Origin of the sequence: Pedobacter sp. BS3 (assembly GCF_008274585.1) — a bacterium.
Lineage (GTDB): Bacteria > Bacteroidota > Bacteroidia > Sphingobacteriales > Sphingobacteriaceae > Hufsiella_A.
Map to the genome: position 1 here is coordinate 100,176 of NZ_VTRT01000005.1, position 17,831 is coordinate 118,006.

A 17,831-nucleotide genomic window follows, 5' to 3' on the forward strand; every position below is an offset into this window, starting at 1 on the left:
AATGAATTACGCAAAGACTCTTTTTTTAGCATTATCAGGTATAGGCGGGCTAACAAGCTCGTTTGCCTCAGGAGATGATAAACCTGCGCAATCAAAACCTAATGTACTGGTTGTTTTAGTTGACCAGTGGCGGGGCGAGGCGCTTGGCGTTTTGAAGCAGGAACCGGTAATAACCCCTCACCTGGACTCGCTGGCGGGGAAAAGCCTGGTATTGGCGCAAACCATCACCAATTATCCGCTTTGTTCGCCCAGCAGGGCCACCTTAATGACCGGTAATTACCCCTTAAAGAACAATGTGTACAGCAATGTAAACTCTAAATCAACGCCGTACGGGGTAGAGCTTCCTACAGATATGACCTGCTGGTCGGATGTGCTGAAAGCCAATGGTTACAGCACCGGTTACATTGGTAAATGGCACCTGGATGCACCGCACGAACCCTATATTCCAACCTCAAATAACATGAGAGGTGTTGCCTGGAATGAATGGACGCCGCCCAACAGGAGGCACGGATTTGATTATTGGTATGCGTATGGTACGTACGATGAGCACGATATGCCCATGTATTGGGATACCCATGCCGGCCGGGACGATTTTCATTACGTAAAGCAATGGGAGCCGGAACATGATGTGGATAAAGCGATTGAGTTCCTGAAAAATACAGATAACAGCTACCGCGATAATAGAAAGCCTTTTTCGCTGGTTGTGTCCATCAATCCGCCGCATTCGCCGTATAACCGTACTCCGGAAAAATATGTTGACCGCTATAAGGATATTCCAGATGAAGCGATGCTGAAGGAGCCTAATATTCCTGCTGCCGGCACGGAAATGGGCGATTTCTATCGCAAAAACATTCGCGAGTATTATGCTGCTATGACCGGCGTGGATGAGCAGGTTGGCCGGTTGCTGGGACAGCTCCGGGCAAGCGGGCTGAGCAAAAATACCATTGTGATCTTTATGGCCGACCATGGTAATTGCCTGGGAATGCATGATGAGGTTTCTAAAAATGTTATTTACGAAGAATCGGTACGCATACCGTTTATCATCCATTGGGAAGGACATATCATGCCGGCAATCGACCATACGTTGTTGTTTACCGTGGCTGATATTTATCCCACCTTGCTGGATATGCTTCCGCTGCAAAACAGGTTATCCAATACTGTTGAAGGCACAAGCTACGCCGGTTACTTCCTGAAACGGAAAGATAAGCTGCCGGCTGTGCAGTATTTTATGGGAAGCATTAGTCCTTCCAATAAGGATACCGGTTTCCGCGGAGTTCGGAATACAAATTATAAGCTGGCTTATGAAACTTCAGGTAAGACCAAAAAGGTGTACCTGTTTGACCTGCAAAAAGACCCGTTCGAGCTGAATAACATCAGTAATGAGAAGAAAGATGTAGTGGCAGCGCTTACAAAACAGCTTAAAGCCTGGCTTGCCAAAACAAATGATCCGTTTACATTGCCCGATTAGTTTAACAACAGCATATTAACCACAAAATTTAAATCACATGAAAAAGAAAATTCTACTTTCGTCTGTACTTGCACTGGGTATTGGATTTGCCCAGGCACAATGGGAAAACCCCGGTTCAAGCTGGGTGTATGATTTTACAAGCGGGACATCAGGTACGTATAGTACAAGTGCAGTAAGCACCACTTTTATGCCAGCGCCTCCTTCAGGAACTCCCACAGTTTTTGTCGCATCAAATTCCGGTGGCCCGATAACTCTTGATGCTACAGCTAATACACTGAATATAGTTGGTGGTGCATCCGGGGTAAGTAAATTTACCACATATAATATTTCAGGCGTTACAGAAATAGCCAGCATAGCATTTTCAATGACATTTGGTCAGACGTCAGCTCCTGCAAACAATACAGCTTTTGTCTGGTCGTTAGGTAATTATACTACAGGAAATCTCTATAGTAATTCAAACGCGGTTAATGTGCCATCCAGTTCACCTAATGCGCTCTTTGTTGCTTTAAGATGGTTATATAACCTTACCAACGGTAGTTATACATTACAGTATAGGGCCAGTTCCACACAAACAAGTGCTTCTGCGGCTACAACCACTTGGTCAACTTTAAGCGGCGGTACATTTTTGTCTAATAAAAAATACGCGGTAGAGATATATGCTAATAACTCGTCTGTTTCTAAAGATTATAGTAAAAACAGTAATATGTATACCGTAGCCCCAGGCTGTTACCATATTTGGGCAACGAATGTTACCGATGCGGAAAATGCTAAAAGATATTATATTTCCGGCCCGACTTATGATGTACCTAAACCAGTGGAAACATCACAAGGCGGCACAACGGGCGATTTAAGTATTGTGGCGAATACTTCATTAAATTCATTCTTGGCACAAGGCTCAGCTAATACCAGTAACTATGCGAATATGCTTATTGACGGAGGTATTACTTTAAACTACAACGTAAGCACCCTGCCCGTTTCCTTACTTTCGTTTAACGGAAAAAAACAAGGTGATAATGTAGTATTAAACTGGAATACAGCATCAGAGCAAAATAACGCCTATTTCGAGCTGTTGCGTTCTGCGGATGGAAAGCAGTTTACAGCCATTGGCCGTAAAGACGGTCATAACAACTCAAACACACCACAGAACTATTCATTTACAGATTTTAGTCCGTTGGCCGGGATAAATTACTATAAGCTGAAACAGGTAGATGGCGATGGCCGGGAAACCATTTATAATGACCGTGTTGTGGCTATTGAGGCCGGTTTGAACGAAAATAAATTTTCGGTATTTGCTACGGCTGGCAATCAATTGAATGCAACAGTATATTCGGTTAACGGAAGCAGTGCAGCTATCCGGGTGCTGAACCTGTCGGGACAACAACTGTTAAACACTTCACTGCAACTTAAAAAGGGATATAACCGCTTTATCCTGGATCTGCCTGTCCTGCAGCCTGGTATTTACGTGGCGGTGCTTGCCGACGGCAGTAATAAGCAAAGCGTAAAGTTTGTGAAATAAAAACAGGTAGATTAACGCAGACAGCGTTCCAAACGCTGTCTGCGCTGGGAATTTTATTAAAGTGAGACTGTTGCCTGTGTTTGTAATAGAAAAACTTTAGGCAACAGTCTCAAATCGTCGTTATAAGGGATTGTTTTAAATTCTCCTAATTTTCTAAATGAAGATATTAAAGATCTTATTGAGTTTGCTACTGGTTGCATCTGTAGTCGTGGCACAGCAGGTAAATGCTCTTCCTGGCCGTATGCAATGGTGGCAGAACGCCAAGTTTGGCATGTTTATACACTGGGGGCTTTATTCACAGGCTGCCGGAGAGTGGAACGGCAAACCATCCAGGGGTAATGAACACTTTATGTTGTATGAGCGTATTCCCGTAAAAGAATACGCGAAAATCGCTGATGATTTTAACCCGGTAAAATTTAATGCCGATCTGTGGGTAAAACGGGCTAAAGATGCAGGGATGAAATATATTGTATTTACAAGTAAGCATCATGATGGTTATGCCATGTATAATTCAAAAAGCAGTGATTATAATGTTGTAAAAACTACTAAGTGGGGCAGAGACCCGTTAAAGGAATTGGCCGCAGCTTGTAAAAAATATGGTTTGAAGTTAGGTATTTATTATTCGCTTGGGCGTGATTGGGAAGATCCGGATGTGCCAACCGATTGGCCAACAAAAGGAGGACGCAGTAATACCTGGGATTTTCCGGACGAAGATGCCAAAGATTTCTCTAAATATTTTGAACGAAAGGTAAAACCTCAGGTAACCGAATTATTGACCAATTACGGGCCGGTTGGTGTGATGTGGTTTGACACTCCCGAAGGCTTTATTACAAAAAGTCAAAGTGTTGAATTAGAAAATCTTATCAGGAAATTACAACCGGATTGCATTATCAATAACCGTATTGGGAATGGAGAAGGTGATTATTTTGTTTCTGAACAGAAAATACCGGCTAATGCTGTATTAAAACCCTGGGAAGCCTGCATTACTATGAGCGGTAAATGGAGCTTTAATAAATATGATCATGCATGGAAAAGCCCGGAGCTAATCATCCGGCAGTTGATAGAAATTGTATGTAAAGGCGGAAATTTATTACTCAACGTAAATCCTGATGGTCAGGGCGAATTTCCAGCGAAAAGCATTGATAACCTGGAGGCTATTCATCAATGGATGAATAGTAATAAAGAGGCTATTTATGGTGTAACTCCCTGGAAAATAACAAATGAAGGTATACAAACGGAGCAGGGAGCAAAAAATAATCCCAATGCTATAAAAGATACCGATAATGATAATACCTCTAAGCAGATAAGCCCTGATCTCTATTTCTCACAAAAGGGGGATGTTGTTTATTTATACGCCCGTAGCTGGAAAGCAGGAAAAATAGAAGCTAAAAGCTTAAGCACAAAAAATATAAACATTAAACGTGTTGAATTATTAAACAGAAGCAACAATAAATTATCCTGGAAACAAGATGCTAATAGCCTGTTAATTGATGTACCCAAACAATTGCCCGGCAATTTACCCATATATGTTTTTAAAGTTATCAGCAAGTAATTATGACAAAGTATAAAGAGACAATTATCGTGCAGCCTTTTATTCTGTAATGGCCTTGGTATTTTGAAATAGTGTGGGCCATTGCTATCTGTGCGGATTTTTACCCCCATTTAAACGAATTTATATCCCCCCGGAAATTAACATTTAGATCATATTTGTTTAACCAAATTTTAAATTATGAGCAAACGAATTACACTTACAATGTGTCTGCTTTTTGCCTGTTACATGGCGATAGCTCAAAGTGCTATTACTATTAAAGGTACAGTGAAAGACCAAAAAGGCGATCCTTTGCCCGGCGTATCGGTAAGGGTTAGCGGAACATCAACATTTACAGCAACTGATGCCAATGGTGCTTATACTATAAAGGCACCGTCAAACGCCACACTGACATTTTCGTACATTGGTTTTATACAGCAGCAACAGGCTGTAAACAGCCGTACGGTAATTAATGTAACATTGGCAACCGACACCAGGGAACTGAATGAAGTGGTGGTGATCGGCTACGGCGAGGTTGCCCGTAAAGATCTTACCGGCGCAGTAGGTTCGGTAAAAATGGACGATTTGAATAAAGCGCCTGTACGCTCGTTTGACGAGGCCCTGGCTGGCCGGGTTGCCGGTGTGCAGGTAAGCTCTACCGAAGGTAAGCCAGGTGCGGGTATCAACATTGTTGTACGTGGTTCTAACTCGCTTACGCAGAGTAACTCACCTTTATATGTTATAGACGGATTCCCGATAGAGGGCCCTGACAATAATATCATTGATCCGTCAGAGATAGAATCTATCGAGGTGCTGAAAGACGCATCGGCTACAGCCATTTACGGGGCCCGCGGGGCTAACGGGGTGGTAATGATCACTACCAAAAAAGGTAAAACCGGCAAGCCGGTGATCAGCTATTCCGGGTATTACGGGTTCCAGAACAATATCAATACTATACCATTAATGGGGCCTTATGAATTTGTAAAGCTCCAGCAGGAGCTGGATCCCGTAGGCGTAAAGCTAAATTACCTGGCCAATGGAAAAACTCCTGAGGACTATCTTGGTGTAAAAGGTACAGACTGGCAGGATCTGTTGTTTCAAACAGCACCAATGCAAAATCATGCGTTATCATTAAGTGGCGGTACATCGGCAACTAAATATTCTGTATCTGGTAATTTATTCGGACAGGATGGTGTAATCATCAACTCCGGGTTTAAACGATACCAGGGCCGGGCCACGCTTGATCAAACCATTAATAAAAGGTTAAAAGCCGGTACGAACATTACATATACCAGTACCAAAACATTCGGAACATCGCCTTCGGCGCCCGATGCCTCATTTTCTGCCATGAACTATCTCATGTACAGTGTTTGGGGTTATCGCCCGGTTGCGGTAGGTAATTCAGACCTTGAAAATTCACTGGTAGATCCGGACGTCAATCCGGCAAATGATTACCGTATAAACCCTATTTTGTCAGCTAAAAACGAGCTCCGTCAAACATTTAAAAATAACTTTATTGGTAATGTTTACGCTGAGTATCTGATAACTAAAGATCTGAAACTTCGGGTTACCGGCGGTGTTAACCGGTCAGCATCACGTAACGAAACATTTAATAACTCACAAACCCGCTACGGTTATTCGGGCAGTACCGATAAAGTAAACGGTTCTGTTCTGTATACCGATGTGAATAACTGGTTAAATGAAAATACGTTAACCTACAATAAGAAGTTTAACAAAGATCATTCGCTAAACGTAGTAGGCGGTATTACTTTCCAGGGTAGCGATTATAAACGCTATGGTGCAAAAGCTACGCATCTTCCCAACGAATCGTTAGGGCTTAGCGGTTTAGACGAAGGTATTCAGCAGCCGGTAACGGCTATAACATCTGCGTGGACATTGATGTCTGCACTTGCCCGTGTAAATTATAATTACAAGAGCAGGTATTATGCAACGGTCACCTTCCGTTCAGACGGATCGTCAAAATTCCGTTCAGGAAATCAGTGGAGCTATTTTCCTTCGGCAGCGCTCTCATGGCGATTGATCGACGAAGATTTTATGAAAAATCAGCATATACTTTCTAATGCCAAAGTACGTTTGGGCTGGGGCGTTACCGGAAATAATCGTGTAGACGAATATGCTACCTATGCCCGGTTAAGCTTTGATAATACCAGCGGCCAGTACAATGCTTATTATGCCTTTGATAACAGCCTGGTTCAGGGAGTATATCCGTCAAGTTTGGCAAACCTGGGCCTTAAATGGGAAAATACAGCACAAAGTAATATCGGTCTTGATTTGGGCTTTGTAAAAGATCGCATTACGCTTACCGCAGATTTTTATCATAAAAATACAACCGACTTATTGCTTAATGCCCAGTTACCGCCAACATCAGGCTACGCACAGGCATACAAAAATATCGGCGAAACCAGCAACACCGGTCTTGAATTAACATTGAACACCAATAATATTGATACCAAGAACTTCGGTTGGACAAGCAGCTTCAATATTGCCTTTAACCGCAATAAAGTTTTAGCGCTTACGCAAAACCAGGAAAGCTTGCTGACGACCGTTAACTGGGATCAGAACTACAGGAACCTGCCATTATACATATCCAAAATAGGTCAGCCTTTAGGCCAGCTTTACGGGTATATCTGGGACGGCGTATATCAGTATGATGATTTTGATAAACTGCCCAATGGCAGCTACAAGCTGAAAGATAACGTAACTACCAATGCAACAGACAGGAATACATTACCACAGCCCGGTGATATTAAATACCGCGATCTGAATGGCGATGGTGTAATTAACGATTATGATCGTACTATTATTGGTCGTGGCTATCCGATTCACCAGGGAGGCTTTTCGAATAACTTCCGGTACAAAAATTTTGACCTGAACGTGTTCCTGCAATGGTCGTACGGTAACGATATTTTCAATGCCAACAGGTTATTGTTTGAGGCCGGAAATAAAATTTACCTCAACCAGTATGCCACCTACGAAAACCGGTGGTCGCCGGATAATACCAATACGACCATGCCCCGGGTAGGTGGACAAGGCCCGGTAGCTTATTCCAGCCGGGTAGTAGAAGATGGCTCGTATCTGCGGTTAAAAACAGTATCGCTGGGTTATACTTTGCCGGCCTCATTCCTCAAAAAGATCAATGTGAAAACATTGCGTGTGTACGCCTCGGCACAAAACCTGTTAACCTGGACAAATTACTCAGGGTATGACCCGGAAGTGTCTGTGTATTATACCGCGTTAACGCCGGGATTTGATTATTCATCTTATCCGCGTCCAAAAACAATCATATTCGGCCTTAATGTTTCATTATAAGCATGGCCTGTAACATAGCTATTGTAACCATAAATCATTGTAAAATGAGAAAGATATTTTCAATCAGCATAGCCCTTGTAGCATTACTGACTACAAGCTGTAAAAAGTTCCTGGAAGAGACACCTACGGATTTTATTTCGCCAGAGAACTATTTTACTAACGAAGCCGGTTTAAACTCGGCCCTGACCGGTGTATACGATATTCTGGGTAAAGAAGAAGTATATGGCAGTTATATTCCGTTAATGCATGCACAGGCCGACGAAGGTTTTTATTCACGCAGTGCGCAAACCACCGGAACCCAGGTATATAATTTCGATGCATCAGATTCATCCGTAGGGTGGCTGTGGACTTACCTGTACCAGGGTATAGAACGTGCTAATTTGCTGCTTGCTAACATAGACAATGTGCCTGTAGACGACCAAGCCGCCAAGAACGCTATTAAAGGCGCAGCCAAATTCCTTCGGGCGTACTACTATTTTATGTTGGTAGATTATTTTGGTGATGTACCGCTGAAAACAACGCCAAGCACTTCTGTTAATAATGTGGATATTGCCCGTACGCCTGTAAAAGAAGTGTATAATTTTATTGTAAGCGAGATGGAAGAGGCCGAAGGAATGGTATATACAGCAGATAAAATTGGCTATGGCGGACGTATTTCAAAAACTACGGTAGAAGGCATTCTGGCCCGTGTTTATCTTACTATGGCCGGCGAGCCACTGAAAGACGTTTCTAAATATGCCGATGCATTGAAGTGGGCGCAGAAAGTAAAAGCTTCCGGGTTGCACAGTCTCAACTCCGACTTCAAGAATATATTTATCCGTTATTGCAGTGACCAGTATGACATCAAAGAATCCATGTGGGAAGTAGAGCTGTATGGTAACCGTGGTGGCGATTTTGAAGCCGGCCGTATTGGCAATACCATCGGGCTGCAATGCAATGACCAGGATTATGGTTATTCTTACGGATTTATCAATACCACGGCCAAGCTGTATAATAGTTACGAGAGTACGGATACCCGCCGCGACTGGACCATTGCTCCTTACCAGTATACATATAATGTGGTAAACGGTGTAAGTACGGTTAAAGATTCTACATTCTTTACTTCTACACAGATATATAATCGTAACTGTGGTAAATGGCGTCGCATTTATGAAAAAGTGCTGCCGCGAAACAAGAATTATACACCCATCAACTTTCCGTTATTACGCTATTCAGACGTATTGCTGATGATAGCCGAAGCAGAAAACGAGGTCAATGGGCCAACCGATATTGCCAAAAATGCGTTAAAGGAGGTTCGGGATCGTGCTCATGCCTCAGATCTGACCACAGCAATTTCAGATCCGGGAGATTTTAGAAAGCTGGTTAAAGCCGAGCGCTACCGCGAACTGGCCTTTGAAGGGTTGCGCAAACACGATCTGATACGCTGGGGCGAATTTGTATCCACCATGAATGATATCGGCACAGATATAACCAATACCGGCGGAACCAATTATTCATACGGTGCATTGGCCGGCAAAAACGTGCGGGTGAAACACAAATTATTCCCTATTCCAATTAATGAGATTTCGCTGAACCGGGCAATGGTGCAAAATCCCGGCTGGTAATTATTTATGAATACATAAAGAGATCAATGATGAAAAAGATATTTATTCTTCCTGCGCTGCTTCTGGTGCTGGCAGCCTGCAATAAAAAGGAAGTAGCCTCATTACATTTTGATGTTTCTGCCGATAAAACGGCTATCAAAGCAGGCGATACCGTAACTTTCAAAATAAGCGGTAATCCCGATTTTCTGACTTTTTATTCCGGAGAGCCGGGGCACCAGTATGAATATAAAGACCGTACTAATGCCGATGGTACGCCGCAGCTTCAGTTTACTTCGTACCGGCAATATGGTACACAAAATAACACACTGAACATCCTGGTTTCCACCGATTTTAACAACACGTACACCGCAGATGGTATTGCTGCTGCTCATTGGACAGATATCACATCGCGTGCCACGCTTTCCACCGGGACAGATAATACCCCGTCCGGAGTGATTGATTTATCAGATTTCAAGTCGGATAAGCCGATGTACCTGGCTTTTAAATTTAACGGTTCAACAGCTTCAACGCAACGAACCTGGACCATTAAAAACCTGGTAATTAATAATGTATTGAGCAACGGCAGTCAAATAGCTGTAACTACTATCGCCGATGCAGGCTGGGTTCCCATTAATCTGAATAATTCTCCCAGAAGCTGGACCTATAATGCTACCCAGATACAGTTTCAGGGTGGTGCGGCAGGTATTGGCGATAATTTAGGCTGGATAATTACCAAGCCGGTTTTTTTAACTAAAGTAAGCCCGGATAGGGGAGTAGCTCTGAAAAACGTGAGTACCCGTATGGAAGAATACCAGTATGTTTATACTACAGCCGGCTCATATACGCCGGTATTTGTAGCGTCGAATACCAATATTTACGGTTCAGAAACTACTTCGAAACAGTTAAGTATAACAGTTGCACCTTAGGGGGATATTTAGATTAAGAACATGTTTAATTTTCATGAAACAATGGCTTTATTGCTGCTGGTGGGGACACCAGCAGCGGCTGAAGCCAGCGCTTTTTGGTCAGCCCCGTTTCGAACCGGAATTGTGAGTAGTGAGTGTTTCAGGGAAGGCAATGTATTGAAAATACACGCTGTTCCAAATAAAATTAGTGGTTGCTGTAAATTATATCGTATGTATTTTTAGCCAAAGAGTTTAGAAATGGGGTTAACAAAAAATAACGTATTCAACAAAATAGCTGTTTATGGCATAGGTCTCGGTATTGTTGCTTTCCAGGTGGCCGGCATGGTAACCGGAAAAGACGACCTGATCAAAAAAGATTTTGCCCTTGCCGAGAATCAATATAGCCGGATGCTTACCGTAGCGACAGATCTAACCAAATTTCCGCGTACCACAGCGCCCAACGGTACATTAAAATATACCGGTGTAGGCGACTGGACAGGCGGCTTCTTCCCCGGCGGGCTCTGGTATTTGTATGAATATACCAAAGACGTAAAGTGGAAACAGGCTGCCGAAAAATGGACAGAAGCTTTGGCAAAAGGTCAGTATAATACCGTCCATCACGATGTTGGCTTTGTAATGTATTGCAGCTATGGCAATGGCTACCGTTTAACCAAAAATCCCGAATATAAAAAAGTGTTAATCCAGTCGGCAGAATCGTTGTCGAGCCGTTTTGACCCCAAAGTAGGTTCTATCAAGTCATGGAACAGTAAAGCGTCGTGGGATGGTAAAAACACCTGGCATTACCCGGTAATTATTGATAACATGATGAACCTGGAATTGTTGTTCTTTGCATCCAAAGTAAGCGGAAATCCCAAATACCGGAATATCGCTATCAGCCATGCGAAAAATGCCATGCGTGACCACGTTCGCCCGGATTACAGCTCATATCATGTGGTAAACTATGATCCTGAAACCGGCAAGGTGCTGAACCGGCAAACCTGCCAGGGATTTTCGGACAATTCAACCTGGGCACGCGGTCAGGCTTGGGGTATTTACGGCTTTACCATGGTATACCGCGAAACCAAAGACAAGCGTTTCCTGGAAACTGCCCGTAAAATGGCCGATTTCTACCTGAATAATAAAAATCTTCCGGCAGATAAAGTGCCCTATTGGGACTTTAACGTAAATCAGCCGGGTTATAAGCCCGACTGGAAATACGATGCTTCGAAGTTTCCGGTAGTGCCGCGGGATGCATCGGCGGCAGCCGTAGTAAGCTCGGCCTTGTTTGAAATGAGCACTTATCTGGGCAATGGCGGCAAGAAGTATAAGCAGGCAGCCGAAAAAATACTGCAATCATTATCGTCTCCGGATTACCTGGCTAAACCCGGTTCTAACAACAATTTTATTTTAGAGCATTCGGTGGGCAGTATTCCGCACGGTACAGAAATAGATGTTCCGTTAATTTATGCCGACTACTATTTTTTAGAGGCGTTGCTGCGGTATCAAAAAGAAGGATAAAATCGTAAATCAGGCTCGTGTTTCGTGAAGACACGAAACACCGTTGAATGACATGAAATCTAAAATCGTAAATCTAAAATCGTAAATGTCCTTGATGCCGTGTTTCGTGTCTTCACGAAACACCCGGCTAAACGACATGGAATCGTAAATCGTAATTCTAAAATCATAAATCATAAATGTCCAGGTTTTGCATATATAGTGTTGTTTTATGTTTGTTCACCCTTTCAGGATATGGGCAAAAGGAATCAACCCTGTTTGAGTCATTCAAAAAAAAGCCGGCAGGAGCTATCCTTCCCGATTTTTCGTACGCCGGTTATCATCATGGCGAACAGGCTATCCCAACGGTGAATTACAGGGTATTTGATGTCACCAAATTCGGTGCTGTGCCCAACGATACCATTTCTGATAAAGCGGCCATTGAGGCAGCCGTTCAGGCAGCACGCATTAACGGTTCGGGCATTATATTTTTCCCGAAAGGCCGTTTCCGGGTTAATGAAGATACTGATAAGCCCGAAAGCATACTCATTACCTCAGGCAATATTGTATTTCGTGGCAGCGGCAGCGGGCCGGGTGGCACAGAATTGTACATGAAGAACAGTTTACAACCGGCTAACCCGGAGCAAATGTGGACCACACCGCCCATGTTTGTATTTACCACGGCAAAAAAAGACGAGCGCATTGGCGAAATAGCCAATAAGGCCGCAGTAGGAACGTTTGATATCAAGCTGACCTCAACGGGAAGTCTTGAGCCGGGCGACTGGGTTATGCTACGGATGCAGAACAATAGTCCGGCGCTGATACAGGCAGAATTGGGTAATTACAAGCCGGATAGTGCCTGGACATCGCTGGTGAAAAACGGCGTTTTTATCAAGGTCTATCATCAGGTAAAAGAAGTATCGAATAACTACGTCACGCTGGTTGAGCCGTTAACTTACCCGGTTGACCCGAAGTATAAATGGGAGGTATATAAAGCCGCCGGCAGCAGCGAGGTTGGGGTAGAAGATATTGCCTTTGTGGGTAACTGGAAAGAGAAATTTGTGCATCATAAATCCTGGGTGCACGATAGCGGCTGGACCATGCTGCGGTTTGCCCGGCTTACCAATTCCTGGGTCAGGAACTGCCGGTTTACCGATGTAAATGTTGGATTTACCACTACGCAGGGCGCCAATATATCAGTTATAAACTGTATCATTACCGGTAACGAGGGGCATGAAGCCATTACAAATACCGGTTCAACCAATGTGTTTTTCGGCAAAATTACCGATGAAGCAGGCATGTGGCATTCAGTTGGTACAAATGCACTTTCCATGAACACGGTGGTTTGGCGGGTAACTTATCCGCCAACTACCTGTTTTGAAAGCCATTCGTCACAACCCCGGAATACATTATTAGATTGTGTACAGGGCGGCTTGCTGGATAACCGTGGGGGCGGAGCCATACAGAATATGCCCAACCACATGCAAAATTTAATTTTATGGAACTATAAGCAAACCAATGAAGCCGTTGCCGGATTTGATTTCTGGCCTGCAAACCGGCGCTATTGGAAAATCCCGAATCCTGTAATTGTAGGATTTCATGGCGCTGCAACAACATTTAAACCGGAGCAGCTTAAATATTCAGAATCCATCGGGCAGCCGGTTGAGCCTGAGTCCTTGTATGAGGCCCAGTTAAAATTACGTCTTAAAAAAATACCGGACTGGGTGCTCAAATTAAAATCCGGCGATGATAACTGAACTGTAACAAAATTTAACTTTTAACCTTCAACTTTCAACTTTTTTAATCTTCAACTTGATGAAAACAGCTTATTCCTTCATTGCATTATGGTTATGTATCATCACGGGTAGTGCCGTAGCAGAAACCTGTCCGATTATTCCACAACCGGCAACCTGTCAGAAAAATGCCGGAACCTTTAACCTGAATAGCCGGGCTACTGTTGCCATCCGCGGGAAAGCATCAGCTTCCCAGGCTTATTATCTTCAGAAGGAAGTATTGCGGCTAACCGGTATTGCATTGGCAGAAAATACAGTTGGGAAATCGCCTGCTATTGAGTTGAATTTAATTCCCGGAAGGGCCGACGGAGAAGCTTATACGCTGCAGATACAACCGGCCAAAGTAACTATCAGCTCGGCTTCTGCCGAAGGTTTATTTAACGGGATAGAGAGTTTCTTGCAATTGGCTTTATTTTCCCCGAATAACGGACGGGCTGTACAGATTCCCTGCTGGAACATCAGCGATAAGCCTTTATACGGCTGGCGTGGTATCATGTTAGATGAATCGCGGCATTTCTTCGGAAAAGAAGTTGTGAAAAATATCCTCGACTGGATGGCCTTTTATAAGCTGAACCGTTTTCACTGGCATTTAACCGATGAACCGGGATGGCGATTTGAGGTGAAAAGATATCCTAAGCTGGCACTGGTTGGCGGTATTGGCGATTATTCGAATCCTGCAAAGCCGGCACAGTTTTACACGCAGGAAGATATTAAGGAAATTGTAAGCTACGCGGCCGAGCGGTTTATTGAAGTAATCCCAGAAGTGGACATGCCGGGACATGCAACCGCGGCCAATAAGGCATATCCAGCCTATAGCGGTGGCGGTTCGGCGGCGCATCCCGATTTTACTTTTAATCCCGGTAAGGAAGGAACGTACGCTTTCCTGACCAATATCCTGAAAGAAACTGATGCGTTATTTCCATCGCAAATGATTCACCTGGGCGGAGACGAGGTGAGCTATGGAAATGAGAAATGGGCCACTGACTCCGGCATTCAGGCGCTCAGGAGCAAGTACCAGTTAAAAGACCTGAAAGCGGTTGAAGATTATTTCATTCAGCGTATGGCCGATAGCGTATTTGTCATGAATAATAAAGTATTGGCCTGGGATGAAGCCGTTAGCACCAACCTGCCGGCTAACAAGACCATTGTGCTTTGGTGGCGGCATGATAAACCACAGCAGTTGAAGATGGCCCTGGATAAAAAGTACAGCGTGGTGCTGTGTCCGCGAATACCCCTGTATTTTGATTTTGTGCAGGATAGTACCCACCAGGTAGGTCGCAGGTGGGCCGGGGATTTTGCATCGCTGACCAAGCTATACAACTTTTCGGGGACTGAATACATTCCAAATGCCGGTAACAATTCATTGCTATTAGGCATGCAAGCCAACCTGTGGACGGAAAAGATTGCCACCACACAGCGTTTGGAATATATGCTTTTTCCCCGGATTGCAGCCCTGGCAGAATCTGCATGGACAGCTCCGGCTAATAAAGATTTTGGACAGTTCAAGAACCGGTTAAATCCGCATCTGGCCTTGTATAAGGCCTCGGGGCTTAGTTATTTCAATGCGCTTGATGCAAAGCTTACACCCGAAATTATTGACCCGGCAGCCAGGGAACAGAAGATGTTCCAGATGCTGGATAAGTAAGCGGATTAGCATATGACCTTCTCACTTTGAACTTTGGTTTCTTTTGACTTTTGATTTTTAACTTTTGACTTTAAAATGCGTATTCATCAGTTAGCAGCAGGCGCCTTAGCGGTGCTGATTATGACAGCGTCTACACCGCCTAAGAAAATCTACCATAAAGGCTGGATAGACCTGAATAAAAACGGTAAAAAAGATATTTACGAAGATCCGGAACAGCCGTTGGAAAACCGGTTGAACGATTTAATATCCCAGATGAATCTGGATGAGAAAACCTGCCAGATGGCTACTTTGTACGGTTATAAGCGGGTTTTACAGGATTCGTTACCTACAGAAAAGTGGAAAACAGCCATTTGGAAGGATGGCATTGCCAATATTGACGAGCATCTGAACGGTTTCCTGAACTGGAGCAAAACCGATACGTCGGTTTATGCCCGCGACATCAGGAAACACGTTTGGGCAATGAATGAAACACAGCGGTTTTTCATTGAGCAAACCCGTTTAGGTATTCCGGTAGACTTTACAGACGAAGGTATACGTGGGGTAGAGGCTTACCAGGCTACCGGTTTTCCAACGCAGCTGAACATGGGCATGACCTGGAATAAAGACCTGGTGTATCAAATGGGACAAATTACCGGGATGGAAGCCCGGGCATTGGGCTATACCAATGTGTATGCGCCTATCCTGGATGTTGCCCGCGACCAGCGCTGGGGACGTTTGGAAGAAGTTTACGGCGAAGACCCGTACTTAGTTGCCCGTTTGGGTGTAGAAATGACACGAGGGATGCAGCAAAATAACCAGATAGCTTCAACGGTTAAGCATTTTGCGGTGTACAGTGCCAATAAAGGAGCCCGCGAAGGCCTCGCTCGTACAGACCCGCAGGTAGCGCCGCGTGAGGTGGAAAATATCCTGCTTTACCCGTTTAAAAAGGTATTCCGGGAAGCGCATCCGCTGGGTGTGATGAGCTCATACAACGATTATGACGGTATACCTATTACCGGCAGCGACTACTGGCTTATCCAGCGTTTACGTAAGGAATTCGGTTTTGGCGGATACGTGGTAAGCGACAGCGATGCCCTGGAGTATTTGTATTCCAAGCATCATGTAGCAGCCAATTTAAAGGAAGCTGTTTTCCAGGCGTTTATGGCCGGATTAAATGTGCGCACTACCTTTGTTGCACCAGATAGCATCATTATTTATGCCCGTCAGCTGGTTAAGGAAGGCCGTATTCCAATGGATACCATTAACAGCCGGGTAAAGGATGTATTGCGGGTGAAATTTAAGCTGGGTTTGTTTGACCATCCGTATGTAAGCAATGCGGACGAAAGCGCTAAGCTGGTAAACAATGCTGAACATCAGGCGGTAGCGCTAAAAGCGTCGCGGGAGAGTATTGTGCTGCTGAAAAACAATAATCACCTGTTGCCTTTATCCAAAAACAAAAAAGTAGCCGTTATCGGCCCCAATGCCGAGGATATGGGCTATGCGCATACACATTACGGCCCGCTGGCATCACCAAGCGTTTCGGTGTTGCAGGGAATAAAGGATAAGATTGGCGCCGCTAATGTATTCTACGCTAAAGGTTGTAACCTGGTAGACAAAACCTGGCCCGAAAGCGAAATATTGCCGCAGGAACCGGGCAAAGAAGATTTGCAGATGATAGATGAAGCGGTTGCCGCTGCTAAAAAGAGTGATATTGCCGTGCTGGTGATGGGTGGAAATACACAAACAGCCGGCGAAAATAAAAGCCGTACCAGCCTTGACCTTACCGGTTATCAGCTCGATTTGGTGAAAGCGGTTAAGAAAACCGGCAAACCGGTTGTGGTAGTGCTCATCGGTTCGCAGCCTATGACCATTAACTGGATTGATAAAAATATTGATGGTATCATCTATGCCGGTTATCCCGGAGTTAAGGGCGGCATTGCTGTGGCTGATGTATTGTTCGGTGATTATAATCCCGGTGGAAAGCTTACGCTGACATTCCCCAAATCGGTTGGACAGATACCGCTAAACTTTCCAACCAAGCCCAATGCACAAACTGATGAAGGCGAGCATGCCAAAATTAAAGGCCTGCTTTATCCGTTCGGTTTTGGTTTGAGCTACACTACATTCAGCTACAGTAATCTGACTATCAGTCCCAAAACGCAGCAGGCAAACGGCAATGTACAGGTTTCGGTAACCGTTACCAACAGCGGTAAAGTTGCCGGCGATGAAGTGGTTCAGCTATATATCAGGGATGTGCTGAGCAGTGTAACTACGTACGAGAAATTGTTAAAAGGCTTTGAGCGTGTCTCCCTGAAACCGGGCGAAAGCCGGGTGGTTAATTTTACCCTGGTTCCTGATGACCTGGCGCTGTATAACCGCCAGATGCAGCATGTGGTTGAGCCCGGAGAGTTTAAGGTAATGATAGGTTCTTCTTCAGAGGATATCCGTTTAAGCGATAGCTTTGAGATAAAGGATTGAAGGGAGTATTGGGTATTGCGTATTGAGATTCCTGATTGAGCGAAACCCTGGCTTCGTTCAGTTACTTTTAAGCCTCCGGCTTGTTACACTACTTAATATAACGCAGACAGCG

At 44.3% G+C, this 17,831-nt stretch carries 10 protein-coding genes; all 10 read left to right on the top strand.

Features of this window, described 5'->3' with window-relative positions; all coding sequences use genetic code 11:
• The first annotated feature begins 1 nt into the window (after position 1).
• The 10 genes from FW774_RS13870 (at position 2) to FW774_RS13915 (ending at position 17,719) form a co-directional block, all read left to right on the top strand.
• Positions 2-1,468 (top strand): sulfatase, encoded by a 1,467-nt coding sequence (locus FW774_RS13870; RefSeq protein WP_149348808.1) that lies wholly within the window; start codon positions 2-4, stop codon positions 1,466-1,468.
• Positions 1,469-1,505: 37 nt separating this feature from the next.
• A complete protein-coding gene (locus FW774_RS13875; RefSeq protein ID WP_149348809.1) occupies positions 1,506-2,984 on the top strand; it encodes a T9SS type A sorting domain-containing protein in 1,479 nt (492 codons plus the stop codon).
• A 157-nt stretch (positions 2,985-3,141) separates the two neighbouring features.
• Positions 3,142-4,536 (top strand): alpha-L-fucosidase, encoded by a 1,395-nt coding sequence (locus tag FW774_RS13880; RefSeq protein ID WP_149348810.1) that lies wholly within the window; start codon positions 3,142-3,144, stop codon positions 4,534-4,536.
• A 177-nt stretch (positions 4,537-4,713) separates the two neighbouring features.
• The gene (locus FW774_RS13885; protein WP_242457836.1) at positions 4,714-7,842 is read left to right on the top strand and encodes a SusC/RagA family TonB-linked outer membrane protein; all 3,129 of its coding nucleotides are present in this window, start codon (positions 4,714-4,716) and stop codon (positions 7,840-7,842) included.
• Positions 7,843-7,886: 44 nt separating this feature from the next.
• Complete coding sequence (locus FW774_RS13890) at positions 7,887-9,446, top strand: RagB/SusD family nutrient uptake outer membrane protein (protein ID WP_149348811.1); 1,560 nt, start codon at positions 7,887-7,889, stop codon at positions 9,444-9,446.
• Positions 9,447-9,472: 26 nt separating this feature from the next.
• On the top strand, positions 9,473-10,351 hold the full coding sequence (locus tag FW774_RS13895; RefSeq protein WP_149348812.1) for a DUF5017 domain-containing protein: 879 nt from the start codon (positions 9,473-9,475) through the stop codon (positions 10,349-10,351).
• Positions 10,352-10,588: 237 nt separating this feature from the next.
• A complete protein-coding gene (locus tag FW774_RS13900) occupies positions 10,589-11,848 on the top strand; it encodes a glycoside hydrolase family 88 protein (protein ID WP_242457837.1) in 1,260 nt (419 codons plus the stop codon).
• Between the two features lie 176 nt (positions 11,849-12,024).
• Positions 12,025-13,581 (top strand): DUF4955 domain-containing protein, encoded by a 1,557-nt coding sequence (locus FW774_RS13905; protein WP_149348813.1) that lies wholly within the window; start codon positions 12,025-12,027, stop codon positions 13,579-13,581.
• Positions 13,582-13,639: 58 nt separating this feature from the next.
• A complete protein-coding gene (locus FW774_RS13910) occupies positions 13,640-15,262 on the top strand; it encodes a beta-N-acetylhexosaminidase (protein ID WP_149348814.1) in 1,623 nt (540 codons plus the stop codon).
• A 75-nt stretch (positions 15,263-15,337) separates the two neighbouring features.
• Positions 15,338-17,719, top strand: coding sequence for a glycoside hydrolase family 3 C-terminal domain-containing protein (locus FW774_RS13915; protein WP_149348815.1), 2,382 nt, complete (start codon positions 15,338-15,340; stop codon positions 17,717-17,719).
• Positions 17,720-17,831 lie beyond the last annotated feature (112 nt).

Excerpts from the sequence above, each read along its gene's own strand:
- FW774_RS13905 (WP_149348813.1), top strand. The coding sequence starts at position 12,025 with ATGTCCAGGTTTTGCATATATAGTGTTGTTTTATGTTTGTTCACCCTT.
- FW774_RS13885 (WP_242457836.1), top strand. The coding sequence starts at position 4,714 with ATGAGCAAACGAATTACACTTACAATGTGTCTGCTTTTTGCCTGTTAC.
- FW774_RS13890 (WP_149348811.1), top strand. The coding sequence starts at position 7,887 with ATGAGAAAGATATTTTCAATCAGCATAGCCCTTGTAGCATTACTGACT.
- FW774_RS13900 (WP_242457837.1), top strand. The coding sequence starts at position 10,589 with ATGGGGTTAACAAAAAATAACGTATTCAACAAAATAGCTGTTTATGGC.
- FW774_RS13880 (WP_149348810.1), top strand. The coding sequence starts at position 3,142 with ATGAAGATATTAAAGATCTTATTGAGTTTGCTACTGGTTGCATCTGTA.
- FW774_RS13910 (WP_149348814.1), top strand. The coding sequence starts at position 13,640 with ATGAAAACAGCTTATTCCTTCATTGCATTATGGTTATGTATCATCACG.
- FW774_RS13895 (WP_149348812.1), top strand. The coding sequence starts at position 9,473 with ATGATGAAAAAGATATTTATTCTTCCTGCGCTGCTTCTGGTGCTGGCA.
- FW774_RS13875 (WP_149348809.1), top strand. The coding sequence starts at position 1,506 with ATGAAAAAGAAAATTCTACTTTCGTCTGTACTTGCACTGGGTATTGGA.
- FW774_RS13870 (WP_149348808.1), top strand. The coding sequence starts at position 2 with ATGAATTACGCAAAGACTCTTTTTTTAGCATTATCAGGTATAGGCGGG.
- FW774_RS13915 (WP_149348815.1), top strand. The coding sequence starts at position 15,338 with ATGCGTATTCATCAGTTAGCAGCAGGCGCCTTAGCGGTGCTGATTATG.